The following is a 19,480-nucleotide window of genomic DNA, read 5'->3' on the forward strand; positions in this document are numbered from 1 at the left end:
CCTGTCAGGAGTTTTTCTGATGTTGAGCCAGTGCAGCCTTGACGAAACCGCTGAACAGCGGATGACCGTCACGGGGCGTGGAAGTGAATTCCGGGTGGAACTGGCAAGCGACGAACCATGGATGATCCGGTGCTTCGACCACTTCAACCAGCGCACCGTCGCCGGAGCGACCGGAAATCTTCAGTCCAGCCTCGATCAGTTGTGGCAGCAGATTGTTGTTCACTTCGTAGCGATGACGATGACGCTCGACAATCACGTCCTTGCGGTAGCAGTCGTGTACCAGCGAACCAGCTTCAAGCTGGCAATCCTGCGCCCCAAGACGCATGGTGCCGCCCAGATCGGAACTTTCGGTACGGGTTTCGACTGCACCAGTGGCATCTTCCCACTCGGTGATGAGACCCACCACGGCGTGCGCGCTGGTACGGTTGAACTCGGTGGAGTTGGCGTCTTTCCAGCCCAGCACGTTACGTGCGAACTCGATGACCGCCACTTGCATGCCCAGGCAGATGCCCAGATACGGAACCTTGTTTTCCCGTGCAAACTGGACGGCAGTGATCTTGCCCTCGACCCCACGCAGGCCAAAGCCGCCTGGAACCAGAATCGCATCCACGCCTTCAAGCAGGCCGGTGCCCTGGTTTTCGATGTCTTCGGAATCGATATAACGCAGGTTCACCTTGGTACGGTTGGTGATGCCGGCGTGGCTCATGGCTTCGATCAACGACTTGTAGGCGTCGAGCAGTTCCATGTATTTGCCGACCATCGCGATGGTGACTTCGTGCTCGGGGTTGAGCTTGGCGTCGACGACCTTGTCCCACTCGGACAGATCGGCACCCTCACATTGCAGGCCAAAGCGCTCGACCACAAAATCGTCCAGGCCTTGCGAATGCAGGATGCCCGGGATCTTGTAGATGGTGTCCGCGTCTTCAAGGGCGATAACCGCACGCTCTTCAACGTTGGTGAACTGAGCGATCTTGCGACGCGACGACACGTCGATCGGGTGGTCGGAGCGGCAGACCAGCACATCAGGCTGCAGACCGATGGAGCGTAATTCCTTCACCGAATGCTGAGTCGGCTTGGTCTTGGTCTCGCCGGCAGTAGCGATGTACGGCACCAGCGTCAGGTGCATCAGCATCGCGCGGCGTGCGCCGACTTCGAAACGCAACTGGCGGATGGCCTCGAGGAACGGCTGCGACTCGATGTCACCCACCGTGCCGCCGATTTCGACCAGCGCCACATCGGCATCGCCTGCACCCTTGATGATGCGGCGCTTGATTTCGTCGGTGATATGCGGAATGACCTGAATGGTCGCCCCCAGATAATCACCACGGCGCTCTTTGCGCAGGACGTGTTCGTACACACGGCCGGTGGTGAAGTTGTTGTTCTGGGTCATGGTGGTGCGGATGAACCGCTCGTAGTGACCAAGGTCCAGGTCGGTCTCGGCGCCGTCGTGAGTGACGAACACCTCACCGTGCTGGAACGGGCTCATGGTGCCTGGGTCCACGTTGATGTAGGGATCCAGTTTGAGCATGGTGACCTTGAGTCCCCGCGCCTCCAGGATGGCCGCCAATGAAGCCGAGGCAATGCCTTTCCCCAATGAAGAAACAACACCGCCCGTGACGAAGATGTAGCGCGTCATGAAAAACCCTAGAAGTCTGCGTTAAAGCGGTCAGAGCCGCCGGGGATAGCGAAGGAAGGCCGAAGCCCCCGATTACCGACAAAATTCACGGTGCACTCCCAAACTGCTGCGTTGAAACCGACCGGCCGAAGCCAGTGTGGTGTGCGCTACATTTTAAGAATTACCCAGCAAACACTGGTTGGTAACCGGCAACTTGCGTTGTTTCAAAAGAACCAACAGAAGTTGTATCAAGAAGGGAGCGTAGTCTACCTGAAAGGGCCTTTCAGCTCAAACTTTGGTCGCTGGTCGGTACAACCCAGTGCAAACGCCAGCTTTCATTGGGCGAACCGTCCAGTCCAGGCAGGTTGGCGACGGCCAGCAGGTCATTATCACAGTAGAGCAGCGGCAATCTGCCGCGCAGAAAAACCGGTACAGCCTGCTCATTTAGCAGCCGTTTTAGATCACGACTGCCGCGTCCGCCGAGGTGCATCACCTCTCCTCCCTGCCGGTAGCGGATTTGCAGAGCGCCACACGGCGCATCACCTTCAATGCTTACCCAGCCATTGCCCGGCAAGTGCAACGGTGTGCGGCAGTCGGGCCAGTCTGTTACCGGGTGACGGACATGCTCCCAGTCAGCGGGCACCCACCAGATGCAGCCCTGCGCCCTGTGCAGCTCGCCATCGGCAAGCCGCCACAGCGGACGGGCATCCTGCGCTGCGTCGCGCAATGCCTCCCAGCCAGCCCAGTGATCGGTATCCGGCAGACGCGTCAGCGGCGCAAGCCAGTGGCGCAATGCATTGCGCTGCCTTGCTGCGGACAGCACGGCAAGCGGGCCAATGCTCAGCACCGGCAAACCAAGCCAGGCAAATGGTGTCGTGGCCTGGGCACCGGCCAGATCCTGCACCGCAAGCTCGTCCAGCAATTGCTGTGCTTCGCCGAGGTGGCACGCCGTGCGCGCCAAACTGATCGATGCCTGAGGCCATCTTGAGGTCAGCAATGGCAGCACGTCACTGCGCAAGAAGTTGCGCGAGAACCGAGAGTCGTCGTTGCTCGGGTCTTCGACCCAATGCAGACCGTGCTGATGTGCGTAGCCTTCAAGTTCGACACGAGACACTGCCAACAGCGGTCGCACCAAATGCCCACGCCCCAGAATTCGCTGACCGGGCATGGCAGCCAGACCGCGTACACCAGCGCCGCGCAGCAGACGGAACAGCAGGGTCTCGGCCTGATCGTCACGGTGCTGGCCGGTGAGCAACACATCCCCCTCAGCCAGCCTGTCAGTGAACGCGGTGTAACGCGCCTGCCGGGCAGCCTGCTCGATGCTCGCACCAGGATCGACGTGTACCCGAACCAGCTCAAATGCCACACCCAGCGCCTGACAAACCCGCCGACAATGTTCAGGCCACGCATTGGCAGCGGCCTGCAGGCCGTGATGAACATGAATGGCGTGTAAGACAGGCAGGCTTTCGCACTTGGCGAGCTTAGCCAGAAGATGCAACAGCACCGTGGAATCGAGGCCACCGGAAAAGCCGATATGCCAGGTTGGCGCGTTGCGCCAGGGAACCAAAGCCTGAAGGAGCCTGGCAGGAAGGTCATGACCGCTGTGTGTGGAGGTGGTCATTGGTGTTTCTCACCGAACTTCGCTTATTCACGCACTGAACGGTTCAATGCTCAAGCCAGCCCTTTCGCGAACAAACGAAGTGTCGCGCGGTTCGCTCCCACGCCTTTCGGGCAGAAGCCCGCAAGACGTGGGAACGATCGTGGCGACGCAGCTTACAGACCGTAGCTCATCAAGCGGTCATAACGGCGGGCCAGCAGCTCATCGTTATCGAACTCCTTGAGCATCGCCAGCTGACTGCTCAACTCTTCGCGAATCAAGGCAGCGGCGGCGACCGGATCACGATGCGCGCCACCCAGTGGTTCGGCGATGACCTTGTCGACGATACCCAATCCTTTCAGGCGGTCAGCGGTGATACCCATGGCTTCGGCAGCATCCGGTGCCTTCTCGGCGGTTTTCCACAGAATCGACGCGCAGCCTTCCGGAGAGATTACCGCGTAGGTCGAATACTGCAGCATGTTCAACTGATCACAGACGCCAATGGCCAGCGCACCACCGGAACCGCCTTCGCCGATAACGGTAGCGATGATCGGCGTCTTGAGACGGGCCATCACGCGCAGGTTCCAGGCAATCGCTTCGCTCTGGTTGCGCTCTTCCGCGTCGATACCAGGGTAGGCACCCGGTGTGTCAATGAAGGTCAGAATCGGCATCTTGAAGCGTTCGGCCATCTCCATCAGACGGCAAGCCTTGCGATAGCCCTCGGGACGCGGCATGCCGAAGTTGCGACGAACCTTCTCGCGCACTTCACGACCTTTCTGGTGGCCGATAACCATGACCGGCTGGCCGTCGAGACGGGCAATACCGCCGACGATTGCTGCGTCATCGGAGAAATGACGATCACCGTGCAGCTCATCGAACTCGGTAAAGATGTTTTCGATGTAGTCCAGCGTGTAGGGACGACGCGGATGGCGTGCCATGCGCGCGATCTGCCAGCTGGTCAGGTTGCCGAAGATGCTTTCGGTAAGCGTCTTGCTCTTGTCTTGCAGCCGGGAGATCTCGTCGCCGATGTTCAGCGAGTTGTCGTTACCCACCAAGCGCAGTTCTTCGATTTTGGCCTGCAAGTCAGCGATAGGCTGTTCGAAATCAAGAAAATTCGGGTTCATAGGCATCCGTCTTGGGTCGACGGCCAAGAGGCCGGCCGGTTGATCCGTCTGCGCCGTTCCTGTTCGGAACCGGCGCGTTCAGGTCGAAATTAAAATTCAGGGTTGAGCGCAAGTCGAGCCTGCGACGTTCAACGATACTGGAGAAAGACGTTCTCACGTCCGAACTGGTCACGCAGAGCTTGAATCAAGCTGTCAGCGGGATCAATCCGCCATGCTTCTCCCAATTGCAGCAATGCACGGGCGTCCTGCCCCGTGTAGTCCACTGTGATCGGACAGGCACCGCGATGGCGCTTGCACAGATCACCCAACCAGCGCAGCCGGTCGCCCTTGAGTGCTTCGGCGCGTACCGTCACTCGCAGGCTCTCGGCCAGATTGGTGCGCGCATCTTCGATACTCATGACCCGCTTGGCGCGCAACCGCAGCCCCCCGGAGAAGTCATCATTACTGACTTCGCCTTCGACCACCACCATAGCATCGGTCTGCAGCAGTGATTGAGCCGAATGAAACGCTTCGGCAAACAGTGATGCTTCAATGCGTGCAGAGCGATCGTCCAGGGTAATGAACCCCATCTTGTCGCCCTTCTTGTTCTTCATTACGCGCAAGGCAATGATCAGGCCGGCCACCGTCTGGGTGTCTCTGGCGGGCTTGAGGTCGATGATGCGCTGACGAGCGAAGCGGCGAATCTCGCCTTCATATTCATCGATCGGGTGACCGGTCAGGTACAGGCCCAGGGTTTCCTTTTCACCGCGCAGACGGTCCTTGAGGCTCAGCTCGCGGGTCTTACGATGATTGGCGTAAACATCGGCATCCGCTTCAACGAACAGGCCGCCAAACAGGTCTGCGTGACCACTGTCGTGGCTGCGCGCGGTCTGCTCTGCCGCCTGAATGGCTTCTTCCAGCGCGGCAAGCAGCACCGAGCGGTTACGATCAATGTTGGCCTGATAGGCCTTGGGTTCCAGTTCGAAGTACGGCCCGAGACGATCCAGCGCACCGCTGCGAATCAGACCATCCAGCGTTCGCTTGTTGACCCGCTTGAGATCGACGCGGGCGCAGAAATCGAACAGGTCCTTGAACGGCCCGTTCTGACGCGCATCGGTAATCGCTTCGACCGGGCCCTCGCCCACCCCTTTGATGGCGCCAAGCCCGTAAAGAATGCGGCCATCGTCGCTTACCGTGAACTTGAACTCCGAGGTGTTCACGTCCGGCGCGTCGAGGCGCAGCTTCATCGTGCGCACTTCTTCGATCAAGGTCACGACCTTGTCGGTGTTGTGCATATCCGCCGACAACACGGCAGCCATGAACGGCGCCGGGTAGTGGGTCTTCAGCCAGGCGGTCTGGTACGACACAAGTCCGTAGGCAGCCGAGTGGGATTTGTTGAAGCCGTAACCGGCGAATTTTTCCACCAGGTCGAAGATGTTACCGGCAAGGTCCGGGTCGATGTTATTGGTCTTGCAACCCTCGATGAAACCACCGCGCTGCTTGGCCATTTCCTCGGGCTTTTTCTTGCCCATTGCGCGACGCAGCATGTCCGCACCGCCGAGGGTGTAACCGGCCATGACCTGGGCGATCTGCATCACCTGTTCCTGATACAGAATGATGCCATAGGTCGGTGCCAGTACCGGCTTCAGGCCTTCGTACTGATAATCGACGTGCGGGTAGGACAGCTCTGCACGACCGTGTTTGCGGTTGATGAAGTCGTCCACCATGCCCGATTGCAGCGGGCCGGGACGGAACAGTGCTACCAGTGCGATAAGGTCTTCCAGGCAGTCGGGCTTGAGCTTTTTGATCAGCTCTTTCATGCCGCGCGACTCGAGCTGGAACACCGCAGTGGTTTCGGCACGCTGCAACAACTGATAGGTCGGCATGTCATCGAGCGGGATGAACGCGATGTCCAGCGGCTCTTCGTTGACCTTGGCGCGGTCGCGGTTGATGGTCTTGAGCGCCCAGTCGATGATGGTCAGGGTACGCAGACCGAGGAAGTCGAACTTCACCAGCCCCGCCGCCTCGACATCGTCCTTGTCGAACTGGGTTACCAGACCGTCACCGGCCTCGTCGCAATAGATCGGCGAAAAGTCGGTCAGCTTGGTCGGGGCAATAACCACACCACCGGCGTGCTTACCGACGTTACGCACAATGCCTTCAAGCTTGAGCGCCATCTCCCAGATTTCTGCAGCCTCCTCATCAACCTTGAGGAAGTCGCGAAGAATTTCTTCCTGCTCGTAGGCCTTTTCGAGGGTCATGCCGACTTCGAACGGGATCATCTTCGACAGACGATCAGCCAGCCCGTAAGACTTGCCCTGCACCCGCGCCACGTCACGCACCACTGCCTTGGCGGCCATGGAACCGAAGGTGATGATCTGGCTGACCGCATTGCGACCGTATTTCTCGGCCACGTATTCGATCACCCGATCACGGCCGTCCATGCAGAAGTCGACGTCGAAGTCGGGCATTGAAACCCGCTCCGGGTTCAGGAAGCGTTCGAACAGCAGGTCGTATTCCAGCGGGTCGAGGTCGGTGATCTTCTGCACATAGGCAACCAGCGATCCGGCACCCGAACCACGACCCGGCCCCACCGGTACGCCGTTGCTCTTGGCCCACTGGATGAAGTCCATCACGATAAGGAAGTAGCCGGGAAAGCCCATCTGGATGATGATATCCAGCTCGAAATTCAGCCGGTCGACATACACCTGACGCTTGGCTTCGTAATCTTCGGTGGTGTCCTTGGGCAACAGGACGGCAAGACGCTCTTCGAGACCATCGAACGAGACCTTGCGGAAATACTCATCGATGGTCATGCCATCAGGAATCGGGAAGTTGGGCAAAAAGTGAGTGCCCAGCTTAACGTCGATGTTACAGCGCTTGGCGATCTCGACGGTGTTTTCCAGCGCCTCGGGCAGGTCGCTGAACAGCTCGGCCATTTCTTCCGGGCTTTTCAGGTATTGCTGATCGCTGTAGTTATGCGAACGACGCGGATCGTCCAGCGCCCGGCCTTCGCCAATACAAACGCGAGTCTCGTGGGCTTCGAAGTCAGTCTGCTTGATGAAACGCACATCGTTGGTCGCAACCAGCGGCGCACCGTGGCGTTCGGCCAAGGCAACAGCGGCATGCAAATGCTCTTCGTCATTGTTGCGATTGGTGCGCTGCACTTCGATATAGAAACGATCGGGAAATACCGCCATCCATTCGCGCAGCAGTTCGTCCGCCTCGCCGGGGTTGCCGCCGAGCAGCGCCATGCCGATCTCGCCTTCCTTTGCAGCGGAAAGCGCAATCACGCCTTCACTGGCCTGCGCGACCCATTGGCGCTGGATGACGATCTGGCCGTTGCGCTGGCCTTCGATAAAACCACGGGAAATCAGTTCGGTCAGGTTCCGATAGCCCTGGGCATTCATGGCCAGCAGGCTGATGCGACTGAGCGCAGCGTCTTCATCCCTGCCCGCCAGCCACAAGTCGACACCACAGATTGGCTTGATACCCGAGCCTTGCGCGGCCTTGTAGAACTTGACCAGCGAACACATGTTGTTCTGGTCGGTCACCGCCACGGCAGGCATGTTCATGCCAGTCAGCGCCTTGATCAACGGTTTGACCCGGACCAGACCGTCAACCAGCGAGTATTCGGTGTGCAGGCGTAGATGAACGAAAGAAGCCGGCATGGTGATCCTATAAAACGCGAAAATACAAAAAACGAAGGGCAGGATTGTAACGGGCCCGGGATGAAACGTCAGTCCTGCAATAAACCGACTGGCAGCGGGATCGACCCGCCGATCATTATGGATGCTCGCGCTTCATGGGCTGCACGCACAGGTGCAAAGGAGCGTCGGTGAATGGGCGTAGGTCCGAGCCGGGCCAATGCCTCCAGGTGCACCGGCGTAGGATAACCCTTGTGCCCACCGATGCCATAACCCGGATAGATGAGTTCGAACGCTGCCATTTCCCGATCCCGGCTGACCTTGGCGAGAATCGACGCGGCCGCGATGGCAGGCACCCTGGAGTCGCCCTTTACAACCGGCGCAGAAGGCACTGACAACTGCGGGCAACGGTTACCGTCGATGAGCGCCAGCTTCGGCGTGATACTCAGCCCCTCGACGGCACGTTTCATGGCCAGCATCGTGGCGTGCAAAATATTCAATTGGTCGATTTCTTCAACTTCAGCCCGGGCAATGAACCAGCACAGGGCCTTCTCCTGAATTTCGACGTAGAGTTTTTCGCGCCGGGCTTCAGTCAGCTTCTTTGAGTCGTTGAGCCCGAGAATAGGTCGGGCAGGGTCGAGAATGACTGCCGCCGTTACAACCGCGCCGCACAGCGGGCCACGGCCTACTTCATCAACACCTGCTACCAGATCCTCGACGAGTGTGAAATCCAGACCTGTTTGCATGATGGGCGACCTCACTGTGAAGACGACTGGCCGAGCAGGCTCAACACCGCGTCGGCGGCCTGATTGGACGCATCTCGGCGCAGAATACGGTGAATGGCATCAAAGCCTGCGGTTTGCGCCTGACCGTCGTCGATCAGCGGCAGCAGCGTCCGCGCCAACACTTCGGGGGTGGCGTCATCCTGCAGCAGTTCTGGCACCAGCAGGCGCTGGGCAAGCAGGTTAGGCAGCGACACGTAAGGGCTTTTGACCATCCGCTTGAGTATCCAGAAGGTCAGCGGTGCCAGACGGTAGGCCACCACCATAGGCCGCTTGTAAAGCAGGGCTTCCAGAGTCGCGGTGCCGGAGGCGATCAGTACCGCATCGCATGCTGCCAGCGCCACATGCGACCGCCCGTCGAGCAGCGTGACTGGCAGATTGCGGCCTTGTAACAGCTGCTCTACCTGAGCCCGTCGCTGAGGACTGGCGCAGGGCAGTACGAAGCGCAAGCCAGGGCGCTGGGCGAGAAGAAGCTCGGCAGCATCGAAAAACAAACCGCCCAGACGACCTACTTCGCCGCCCCGGCTGCCCGGCATTAACGCAACAACGGGCGCTTCCTGAGCAAGGCCAAGCCCTGCGCGGGCTGCGGCGCGATCTGACTCCAGAGGGATGGTGTCTGCCAGCGGGTGACCGACAAAGCGTACCGGTACGCCCTTCTCTTCATAGAAACGGGCTTCGAATGGCAACAATGTCAGCATCAGATCACAGCCTTCACGAATCTTCAGCACACGCTTCTGACGCCAGGCCCAGACTGACGGGCTGACATAGTGCACGGTCTTGATGCCCGCGCGGCGTAGCTGAAGTTCGATATTGAGTGTGAAGTCGGGGGCATCGATGCCGATGAAGACGTCCGGCTTTTCATTGATGAGGGTCTGTACCAGCAGCTTGCGACGGGCCAGCAGCTCACGCAGCCTGCCAAGCACCTCGACCAGCCCCATCACCGACAGGCGCTCCATCGGGAAGTAGGACTGCATGCCCTCAGCCTCCATCAACGGGCCACCCACGCCGATGAAACGGATATCGGGATGGCGCACCTTGAGGGGGCGCATCAGGCCGGACCCGAGGATATCGCCGGATGCTTCACCAGCGACCAGAGCGATACATAATGGCTTGGTCATGATTAGCGAATGATACCGCGGGTCGACGTCTGGATAGACTGAAGGAATACGGCCACTTCAGGGAACTGCGCCGCCGGCTCGGCAAGGTCGGCCGCCGCCTGAGCGATGGTCAGCCCCTGACGATAGACTGTCTTGTAGGCTCTGCGCAGCGCATGAATGGCTTCTTCGGAAAAACCACGACGGCGCATGCCCTCGAAATTCATGCTGCGCGCTTCGGCCGGGTTGCCAAACACCGTCACGAACGCCGGAACGTCCTTGCCGATGGCCGTACCCATGCCGGAAAAGCTGTGAGCACCGATATGGCAGAACTGATGCACAAGAGTAAAACCGGACAGGATGGCCCAGTCATCGACATGAACGTGGCCTGCCAGCGCGGTGTTGTTGACCAGTATCACGTGGTTGCCGATCACACTGTCATGGCCGATGTGTGCATAAGCCATGATCAGGTTGTGATCGCCCAGCGTGGTTTCGGCACGGTCCTGAACAGTCCCGCGGTGGATGGTCACACCTTCACGGATCACATTGTGATCACCGATGACAAGACGGGTTTCCTCGCCCTTGTATTTCAGATCAGGCGTGTCTTCGCCCACCGATGAGAACTGGTAGATGCGATTGTGCTTGCCGATCCTGGTGGGTCCCTTAAGGACAACATGAGGACCGACGACTGTACCCTCGCCAATTTCCACACCGGCTCCGATGATCGACCAGGGGCCAACCTCAACGTTGTCGGCCAGAATGGCCGTCGGATCGATGATTGCGCGAGGGTCAATCAAACTCATAGTTTACGTTCCGCACAGATGATTTCGGCAGAGCATACCGCCTTGCCGTCAACTGTAGCCTTGCACTCGAACTTCCAGATCTGACGCTTGCTGCTCAGGAACTTCGCTTCAAGAACCAGCTGGTCGCCCGGCAGAACCGGTTGACGGAAACGCAGTTTGTCAGAACCGACGAAATAATAGAGCGTACCGTCTGACGGCTTGGAGTCGAGCATCTTGAACGCAAGAATACCGGCAGCCTGCGCCATAGCTTCGATGATCAGCACACCCGGCATGATGGGATGCTCGGGGAAGTGGCCGTTGAAAAAAGGCTCGTTGACGCTGACATTCTTGTAGGCGCGAATGTTCTTGTTCTCGATATCCAGCTCGGTCACACGGTCCACCAGCAGGAACGGGTAACGATGAGGCAGGTATTCGCGAATTTCTTTGATGTCCATCATTTCGAGGGGAAGCCTGTAGTAAAGATTAGGGGTGCGTCGCGACTGCGCAGCACCCCTCTACATCAAGGAGGCAGTTTATCGACTGTGCACGCTTGATATTAAAAAGGTATCAGCCATCAGATGATCGATTATCGGCGCAGGTCACCGTCTCTACAGCCTTTTCAAGCTTTTGCAGACGTCGCGCCATATCATCGATCTTGCGCAGACGAGCTGCACTCTTGCGCCACTCGGCGGCCGGCTGCATGGCAGTACCGGACGAGTACGAACCCGGCTCGGTAATGGAATGCGTCACCATCGTCATGCCGGTGATGAAAACACCATCACAGATTTCGATATGCCCTACCAGGCCGACACCGCCGGCCAGCATGCAGTGCTTGCCGATTATGGTGCTTCCGGAGATGCCAACACACGCAGCCATCGCTGTGTGATCGCCAACCTGTACGTTGTGGGCAATCTGAATCTGGTTGTCCAGTTTCACGCCGTTGCCAATTCGCGTATCGGCCAGAGCACCGCGATCGATCGCCGTATTAACGCCGATCTCGACGTCATCACCCAAAGTGACGCCACCGATTTGTGCAATTTTCTGCCAGACACCCTTCTCATTGGCAAAGCCGAAACCTTCACCGCCCAGCACCGCGCCCGACTGAATGACCACACGTTTGCCGATGCGCACATCGTGATAAAGCGTTACCCGCGGGGCCAGCCAGCCACCTTCACCGATTTCGCAACGCGCACCGATGAAGCTGTGCGCACCAATGGTGACATCGGCTGCAATACGGGCACCGCTCTCGATAACGACGAAAGCGCCAATACTGGCGGCAGGATCAACCTCAGCATCGTCGGCAATCACTGCCGTCGGATGAACGCCAGCCACGCTTTTGGGCTTGGGGTCAAAAAAGTGCGAAATGCGCGCATAGGCCAGGTAAGGATCCGGGACCAATAGCGCATCTCCGGTGTAGCTGTCGGCATCTGCGGGCTTTAGCAGCACGGCAGCAGCCTGGGCATCGACCAGAAATTTACGGTATTGAGATTTTGCCAGGAAACTGATTTGACCAGGGCCGGCTTCTTGTAAAGCAGCCAGCCCGGTGATGTCCTTGTACTTGTCGCCACGTAGCGTAGCGCCAAGGAACTCGGCCAATTGGCCGAGCTTGATGGTTATGCTCATGGTTACTTCAGCTGGTTCATGCGCTCGATGACCTGGCGAGTAACGTCGTATTGAGGCTTGACGTCAATCACTGCACCGCGCTCGAAGACCAGGTCGAAACCACCTTTCTTGATGACTTCTTCAACAGCCTGATCCAGTTTTGGCTTCAACTGCTTGAGCATTTCACGGTCAGCAACAGCCTTGGCTTCGTTCAGTTCCTTGGACTGGAACTGGAAGTCACGAGCCTTTTGCTTGAATTCAAGCTCCAGACGCTCGCGCTCAGGCTGAGCCATCTTGTCGCCGCCGCTGACCAGACGGTCCTGGATACCCTTGGCGCTGCTTTCCAGGCTCTTCAGCTTGGTCAGTTGCGGACCGAATTTTTTCTCGGCATCAACAGCGTATTTCTTGGCAGCATCAGATTCCAGCAAGGCCATCTGATAGTTCAGTACGGCAATTTTCATGTCGGCAAATGCAGGGCTTGCGACCAGAACGGTTGCCAGCAGTACCAATTGAGTCAACTTACGCACAATACAACTCCTACAAAATTCGTTGCGTTATCAAAGATCAGACGCTTAGAAAGTCTGACCCAGGGAGAATTGGAAGACCTGAGTTTCTGCTTCGTCGTCCGGCTTCTTGATCGGCATCGCCAAGGCGAAGCTCAGAGGGCCGAGCGCAGTGATCCAGGTGACACCGATACCCACAGAGCTGGCCATGCCGGAAAGGTCGATGTTGTTGCATTCGACGTTTTTGCCACTGGCTGTCTTCCTGCTGGAATCGCAGTTTGTATCAAATACGTTGCCGACATCCCAGAACACGGAGGTGCGCAGGGAACGCTGGTCCTTGACGAATGGCAGCGGGAACATGACTTCTACGCCACCCTGCACCAGGGCATTACCACCGAACGGCAGTGGATCCTGGTCCGGATCGGCCAACGTACCGGGTTTGGAACCGTTACTAGGCGTGCTGCGCGGACCAAGCGTGCTGTCCTTGAAGCCACGAACCGAGTTGAAACCACCGGCATAGTAGTTCTCGTAGAACGGCAGACCCGAGGTCGAACCGTAGCCGTCGCCATAACCTAGCTCTGTGTGCAGACGCAGAGTGTAGTTATCGGTGATCGGGTGGAAGTACTGCGCACGGTAATCCAGCTTGAAGAACGACAGGTCGCTGCCCGGTAAGGTAGATTCGAACACCAGGCTTTGCGAATGACCACGGGTCGCCAGTACGCCTTTGTTCAGAGTCGATTCAGACCAGCCGACCGAGCCCTTGAAGTTCAGGTACTTGTCGCCTTCTTTTTCAACAAAGTCGAAGATCTCGTCAACGGTGTACTTGCCGGTCTTGATCTCATCCTGCTGCACGGTCAGGCCGTAGGTCAGGCGCGAGGTTTCGCTGATCGGGTAGCCAAGGTTGATACCGGCACCCAGGCTGTCTACCGCGTAGCTTGCAACATCAACGTCGAGGTCATCGTAGTTGGTGGTGCGGTAGAACGCGCTGTAACCCAGGCTGACACCGTCCGGCGTGTAGTACGGATCGACGTAACTGAAGTTGTAACGGCTCTGGTATTCGCTGCGGGTCAGGCCAATGCTGACCTTGTTACCGGTACCGAGGAAGTTGTTCTGGCTGATCGAACCACCGAGGATCAGACCGGCGCTTTGCGCGAAGCCGACGCTGGCGGTGATCGAACCGGACGCCTGCTCTTCAACGGCGTAGTTCACATCGACCTGATCGTCGGTGCCTGGAACAGGTGGAGTCTCGACGTTGACTTCCTTGAAGAAGCCCAGACGATCCAGACGGGTTTTCGACTGGTCGATCAGGTAGGTCGAGGCCCAGCCGCCTTCCATCTGACGCATTTCGCGACGCAGCACTTCATCTTCCGACTTGGTGTTACCGCGGTAGTTGATGCGGTTGACGTAGGCACGCTTGCCAGGATCGACCACGAAGGTGATGTCGACCGTGTGGTCTTCGTTGTTCGGGGTCGGCACGCCGTTGACGTTGGCGAAGGTGTAGCCTTCGTTACCCAGACGACGGGTGATCAATTCGGACGTGGTAGTCATGACCTTACGCGAGAACACCTGACCCGGCTGTACCAGCAGCAGAGACTTGACCTGGTCTTCAGGAACCTTCAGGTCACCGCTGAGTTTGACCGACTTGACGCTGTATTTTTCGCCTTCGTTGATGTTGACCGTGATGTACACGTTCTTCTTGTCCGGCGTGATCGAGACCTGGGTCGAGGCGATATCCATGTTGATATAGCCGCGATCGAGGTAGTACGAACGCAGACGCTCAAGGTCACCCGACAGCTTTTCACGGGCGTACTTGTCATCATTCTTGAAGAACGACAGCCAGTTGCTGGTCTTGAGCTCGAACAGGTCGGTCAGGTCTTCGTCGGAAAAGACCGTGTTGCCCACCACGTTGATATGCTGAATGGAGGCGACGGTGCCTTCATTGATGTTGATTTTCAGGCCTACGCGGTTGCGCGGCTGTGGAACGACCTCGGCGTCAACCTCAGCAGAGTAACGGCCCTGGGCAACGTATTGGCGTTGCAGCTCGTTACGCACACCTTCAAGGGTTGCACGCTGGAAAATTTCACCCTCGGCCAGACCGGACTGTTTCAGCCCCTTCATCAGGTCTTCGGTGGAGATGGCCTTGTTGCCTTCGATTTCGATACTTGCAACCGAAGGACGCTCGACGACGTTGATGACGAGTACGTTGCCATCGCGACCCAGCTGGATATCTTGAAAGAAACCGGTTTTGAACAGCGAACGGGTAGCATCGACCAAACGACCATCGTCCGCCTGCTCGCCTACGTTCAGCGGCAACGCACCAAAAACACTGCCGGCGGATACCCGCTGGAGGCCATTGACACGAATATCGGAGATGGTGAAGGACTCGGCGTGAACTTCAGCGATCATCAGTGCGGAAAGAACCGCAGTTAGCAGCAGACGTTTCATGAAGTCCTTTCTTATTCCAACTGGCAATAAACAAACTGCCGCAAAATGCGGCAGATTCGCAACTCGGCAAAGCGTTACAGTCGGCCCAGATCGTTGACCAGCGCGAGCAACATTACGCCCACTACCAGACTGATACCGATCTGTGCCCCCCAACCTTGAACCTTTTCCGAAAGGGGACGACCACGCGCCCACTCGATCAGATAAAACAGCAAATGCCCCCCGTCCAAGACGGGAATGGGCAGCAGATTCAGAACACCCAGGCTAATACTCAGATAAGCGAGGAAGTTCAGAAAATCTCCGATGCCCGACTGGGCCGAAGCGCCCGCCACTTTAGCAATGGTTATCGGTCCACTCAAGTTTTTTACCGAGAGCTCGCCGAACAACATTTTCTTCAGTGAGTCCAGGGTCAGCACGCTCATGTTCCACGTGCGCTTTATCCCCTCACCCATCGCGGCGAAAGGACCGTAGCTGACCTCGCGCAGCATTTCCGGTGGCCAATCGACAGCTTTAACGCCAGCCCCCAGATAACCTGCGGCCGCCTTGCCTTCGCCTTTCGCGGAGAGGGTTACAGGGACGTCCATTTGTACACCGTCACGCTCGATGCGCAGCGATACTTTTGCTTCAGGGCGCTCGCGTACCCGGTCAACAACCTGCTGCCACTCATTGAGCGGCTGACCGTCCATCGAAATCAGGCGATCTCCGGTTTTAAGCCCGGCACTCTGCGCCGGACCTTTCGGGTCGATCTCTGCCAGCACCGGCAACAAGGCCGGGCGCCACGGACGAATACCCAGCGACTTGATCGGATCAGGCTCTTCAGCCCCCCGGAGCCAGTCATTGAGCACCAGCTCACGAGACGTGTCGACCGTCGAACCCTGATCCCTGAGCTTCAAAGCGATGGTGCCGCTTTCACCCAGACGGCGGACCAGTTGCAGATTGACCCCCGCCCAGCCCGACGTCGGCTCCCCGTCGACTGCGACGATTTCCTGCCCGGCAGTCAGACCCGCCTGCTGAGCGATGCTTCCGGACTCCACGGCACCGATAACCGGACGAACCTGCTCGCTGCCCATCATCGCCAGCACCCAGAAAAACGCGATGGCCAACAGGAAATTGGCTGTCGGGCCTGCGATCACGATTGCGATACGCTGCCCGACGGTCTTGCGGTTGAACGACTGATCGGCAAGCTCGGGCGGGACATTGCCTTCGCGCTCGTCGAGCATTTTGACATAGCCACCCAGCGGAATTGCAGCGACCACGTACTCGGTACCCTGACGATCACTCCAACGCAGAAGAGGCGTGCCGAAGCCCACCGAAAAACGCAGCACCTTGACGCCGCAACGCCTGGCCACCCAGAAGTGGCCGAATTCGTGGAAGGTCACCAGCACGCCCAACGCTATCAGGGTGCCGAGAATCATGTATAAAGCGCTCATCAGCCTTCTCCGGGTACCGACTGGTCGGCCAGTGTGTTAATTATCGCAGACTTCAAAGCCTGCCGTTGACGCACCACATCGACCCTTTCATTCAAATCCTGACGGGTCATCAGATCGCTATCGCGCGTTTCTTTCAAGCCATTGGCCCGCGAGCAAACGCGCTTTTGCATCCGCGGCAAACACCGCGTCGAGCCCTTCGACCGCAGTCACAGGCTCATGATTCAGAACCTCCTCGATAATACCGGCGATTTCCAGGTAACGGATACGCCCATCGAGGAATGCAGCGACAGCCACTTCATTGGCTGCGTTAAGCATGGCAGGCGCACTGCCTCCAGCCTCTGCCGCATGACGCGCCAGCCGCAGGCAGGGGAAACGCTCCTCGTCCGGCTTTTGAAAATCAAGCTGGCCGATACGGAACAGATCCAGAGGCGCAACGCCAGAGTCTACACGTTCAGGCCAGGCCAATGCATTGGCGATGGGCGTGCGCATGTCGGGATTGCCCAATTGAGCGAGTACAGAGCCATCAACATAATCGACCAGCGAGTGGATCACGCTCTGTGGATGGATGACCACCTCGACCTGATCCGGACGTGCATCGAACAACCAGCAGGCTTCGATCAGCTCGAGCCCCTTGTTCATCATGGTCGCCGAATCAACGGAAATCTTGCGCCCCATCGACCAGACAGGATGCGCGCAGGCCTGTTCGGGCGTTACATTCTGCAACTGTTCGAGCGGGGTTTCGCGGAAAGGCCCGCCCGAGGCCGTCAACATGATCCGCCTGACACCCACAGCACCAAGCCCGCGAGCAAAATCGCCCGGCAGGCACTGGAAAATCGCATTGTGCTCACTGTCGATGGGCAGCAGCACTGCGCCGCTCTGCCGAACAGCCTGCATAAACAGGTCGCCGGACATGACCAGCGCTTCCTTGTTGGCCAGCAAGACCTTCTTGCCCGCCTCGACCGCAGCCAGTGTTGGGCGCAGACCGGCAGCGCCGACAATGGCGGCCATGACAGCGTCCACGCGCGGGTGCGCAGCCACTTCACACAGACCGCCCTCGCCCACCAGAACCCGGGTGTCGAGCCCGGCCACAGCAAGGTAGTCCTGCAATTTACGGGCGACGAACTGATCGGGAACCACGGCGTATTGCGGGGTATGTCGGACGCACAGGGCCAGCAACTCATCCAGACGACTGAAGCCCGTAAGCGCGAACACCTGATAAAGCGAAGGATGACGTGCGACGACATCCAGAGTGCTCAGACCGATAGAGCCTGTTGCACCCAGAATGGTGATGTGTTGCGGCCCACTCACATGACACCCCAGTCGGCGGCCCAGAGCAGAACCGCAAATACCGGAATGGCCGCAGTAAGGCTGTCGATACGGTCCAGCACACCGCCGTGTCCAGGCAGCAGGTTGCTGCTGTCCTTGACCCCTGACTGGCGCTTGAACATGCTTTCAGTCAGGTCGCCAATTACGGAGATGAACACAATCACAGCAGCGCCAAGAAGCCCGGCGATGAACTGAGCAACCGTCCAGTCACGAGAAACGCCCACAGCGGCCGTGATGCCCAGACTGACCGCAAGACCGCCGTATACGCCTTCCCAGCTCTTGCCCGGACTTACCTTGGGGGCCAGTTTGCGCTTGCCGAAAGCCTTGCCGGAGAAATAGGCGCCGATGTCGGCAGCCCAGACCAGCACCATCACTGACAGAATCAGCCAGTTACCCAGCGGCCACTGCTTGATCAGCACCAACCCCTGCCAGGCAGGCAGCAAAATCAAAAGACCGATCACCAGCTTGCAGGCCGCGCTTGCCCAGTGGCTACTGGAGTCTGGATAGGTAAGAACCAGAAAGGTCGCCACGCCCCACCAGATGACTGCAGCGACGAGCACCCAGGGCTCCAACCCTGGCAGCAGGTACATGAGGAATAGCAGAATTGCGACCACAGCCGCATAACCGATGCGCATCGACTGCGCAGCAAAACCTGCGAGCCGCGCCCATTCCCAGGCACCCAGCACGACAACAACCCCGATGAACAGGGCGAAATACATGCCGGTCAGCAGGAAAAAACCACACAAGGCGATCGGCAACAGAATGAGTGCCGTGATGATCCGTTGTTTCAGCATTAAGCCCGGGCTCCAGCTTCTACCTGTTCGCTGGTTTTACCGAAGCGACGTTGGCGAGAAGCGAAATCTGCCAGCGCGGCGCGCATGGCATCGTGTTTGAAGTCCGGCCAGAACAGGTCGGAGAAGTACAGCTCGGCGTAGGCCAGCTGCCAAAGCAGGAAGTTACTGATGCGGTGCTCGCCACCGGTGCGAATGCACAGGTCCGGCAACGGCAGATCGCCCGTTGCCAGACAGGTCTGCAGCAGCTCGGGGGTTATATCCTCCGGTTGCAGATGCCCGGCCTGAACCTCGCGCGCCAGCCGCTGGGCAGCCTGTGCGATGTCCCATTGCCCACCGTAGTTGGCAGCGATCTGCAGCACGAAACGGCTATTGCCGGACGTACGCACTTCCGCCTCGCGCATTGCAGCCTGCAGCTCGGGATGAAAGCGCGAGCGGTCGCCAATGATCCGCAGGCTGATGTCGTTCTCGTTCAGGCGCTTGGTTTCACGGCGTAGCGCCGTGAAAAAAAGCTCCATCAGCGCACCAACCTCTTCGGCCGGGCGCTGCCAGTTTTCACTGGAGAACGCGAACAGTGTCAGCACCTCGACCTTGGCTTCGGCACACACCTCGATAACGGCCCGCACAGCGTCGACGCCCGCCTTATGGCCAGCAACGCCTGGCAGCAGGCGCTTCTTGGCCCAGCGATTATTACCGTCCATGATAATCGCGACATGGCGCGGTACCGAAGACGGCACGGCCGGTTTTATCTTTTCCATGAAAGCGT

15 protein-coding genes are annotated in these 19,480 nt (G+C 58.4%); all 15 read right to left on the reverse strand.

Annotated elements, in window-relative coordinates; translation table 11 throughout:
• Positions 1 to 4: 4 nt before the first annotated feature.
• The 15 genes from pyrG to uppS all read right to left on the reverse strand — a co-directional run bounded on the left by pyrG (position 5) and on the right by uppS (position 19,472).
• The gene (pyrG, locus tag AC4ANK_RS21290; protein WP_002554712.1) at positions 5 to 1,636 is read right to left on the reverse strand and encodes a CTP synthase; all 1,632 of its coding nucleotides are present in this window, start codon (positions 1,634 to 1,636) and stop codon (positions 5 to 7) included.
• A gap of 262 nt (positions 1,637 to 1,898) precedes the next feature.
• Entirely contained in the window at positions 1,899 to 3,236 is a 1,338-nt protein-coding gene (gene tilS, locus AC4ANK_RS21295) for a tRNA lysidine(34) synthetase TilS (protein WP_002554713.1), read from the reverse strand.
• Between the two features lie 152 nt (positions 3,237 to 3,388).
• The gene (accA, locus tag AC4ANK_RS21300; RefSeq protein ID WP_002554714.1) at positions 3,389 to 4,336 is read right to left on the reverse strand and encodes an acetyl-CoA carboxylase carboxyl transferase subunit alpha; all 948 of its coding nucleotides are present in this window, start codon (positions 4,334 to 4,336) and stop codon (positions 3,389 to 3,391) included.
• A gap of 128 nt (positions 4,337 to 4,464) precedes the next feature.
• A complete protein-coding gene (gene dnaE / locus AC4ANK_RS21305; protein WP_002554715.1) occupies positions 4,465 to 7,986 on the reverse strand; it encodes a DNA polymerase III subunit alpha in 3,522 nt (1,173 codons plus the stop codon).
• 68 nt (positions 7,987 to 8,054) lie between these two features.
• On the reverse strand, positions 8,055 to 8,708 hold the full coding sequence (gene rnhB, locus AC4ANK_RS21310) for a ribonuclease HII (protein ID WP_002554716.1): 654 nt from the start codon (positions 8,706 to 8,708) through the stop codon (positions 8,055 to 8,057).
• An 11-nt stretch (positions 8,709 to 8,719) separates the two neighbouring features.
• Positions 8,720 to 9,862, reverse strand: a complete 1,143-nt coding sequence (lpxB, locus tag AC4ANK_RS21315) for a lipid-A-disaccharide synthase (RefSeq protein ID WP_002554717.1) — start codon at positions 9,860 to 9,862, stop codon at positions 8,720 to 8,722.
• A 2-nt stretch (positions 9,863 to 9,864) separates the two neighbouring features.
• Positions 9,865 to 10,641 carry an acyl-ACP--UDP-N-acetylglucosamine O-acyltransferase gene (lpxA, locus tag AC4ANK_RS21320; RefSeq protein ID WP_002554718.1) on the reverse strand — a complete coding sequence of 259 codons (777 nt, stop codon included), beginning with the start codon at positions 10,639 to 10,641 and terminating at the stop codon, positions 9,865 to 9,867.
• Positions 10,638 to 11,078, reverse strand: coding sequence for a 3-hydroxyacyl-ACP dehydratase FabZ (gene fabZ, locus AC4ANK_RS21325; RefSeq protein ID WP_002554719.1), 441 nt, complete (start codon positions 11,076 to 11,078; stop codon positions 10,638 to 10,640). Before fabZ ends, lpxA begins: the two co-directional genes overlap by 4 nt.
• A 109-nt stretch (positions 11,079 to 11,187) precedes the next feature.
• Entirely contained in the window at positions 11,188 to 12,243 is a 1,056-nt protein-coding gene (lpxD, locus tag AC4ANK_RS21330; protein WP_002554720.1) for a UDP-3-O-(3-hydroxymyristoyl)glucosamine N-acyltransferase, read from the reverse strand.
• A 2-nt stretch (positions 12,244 to 12,245) separates the two neighbouring features.
• Positions 12,246 to 12,749, reverse strand: a complete 504-nt coding sequence (locus tag AC4ANK_RS21335) for an OmpH/Skp family outer membrane protein (protein ID WP_002554721.1) — start codon at positions 12,747 to 12,749, stop codon at positions 12,246 to 12,248.
• A 45-nt stretch (positions 12,750 to 12,794) separates the two neighbouring features.
• On the reverse strand, positions 12,795 to 15,170 hold the full coding sequence (gene bamA / locus AC4ANK_RS21340) for an outer membrane protein assembly factor BamA (protein WP_002554722.1): 2,376 nt from the start codon (positions 15,168 to 15,170) through the stop codon (positions 12,795 to 12,797).
• Between the two features lie 74 nt (positions 15,171 to 15,244).
• Complete coding sequence (gene rseP, locus AC4ANK_RS21345; RefSeq protein ID WP_031598543.1) at positions 15,245 to 16,597, reverse strand: sigma E protease regulator RseP; 1,353 nt, start codon at positions 16,595 to 16,597, stop codon at positions 15,245 to 15,247.
• 117 nt (positions 16,598 to 16,714) lie between these two features.
• Positions 16,715 to 17,905 carry a 1-deoxy-D-xylulose-5-phosphate reductoisomerase gene (gene ispC / locus AC4ANK_RS21350; RefSeq protein ID WP_002554725.1) on the reverse strand — a complete coding sequence of 397 codons (1,191 nt, stop codon included), beginning with the start codon at positions 17,903 to 17,905 and terminating at the stop codon, positions 16,715 to 16,717.
• Complete coding sequence (locus tag AC4ANK_RS21355) at positions 17,902 to 18,717, reverse strand: phosphatidate cytidylyltransferase (protein WP_004657951.1); 816 nt, start codon at positions 18,715 to 18,717, stop codon at positions 17,902 to 17,904. The genes ispC and AC4ANK_RS21355 overlap by 4 nt, the downstream gene beginning before the upstream one ends.
• Complete coding sequence (gene uppS, locus AC4ANK_RS21360; protein ID WP_002554726.1) at positions 18,717 to 19,472, reverse strand: polyprenyl diphosphate synthase; 756 nt, start codon at positions 19,470 to 19,472, stop codon at positions 18,717 to 18,719. Before uppS ends, AC4ANK_RS21355 begins: the two co-directional genes overlap by 1 nt.
• Between the last annotated feature and the right edge of the window lie 8 nt (positions 19,473 to 19,480).

The organism is Pseudomonas sp. Pmew2, assembly GCF_058129885.1.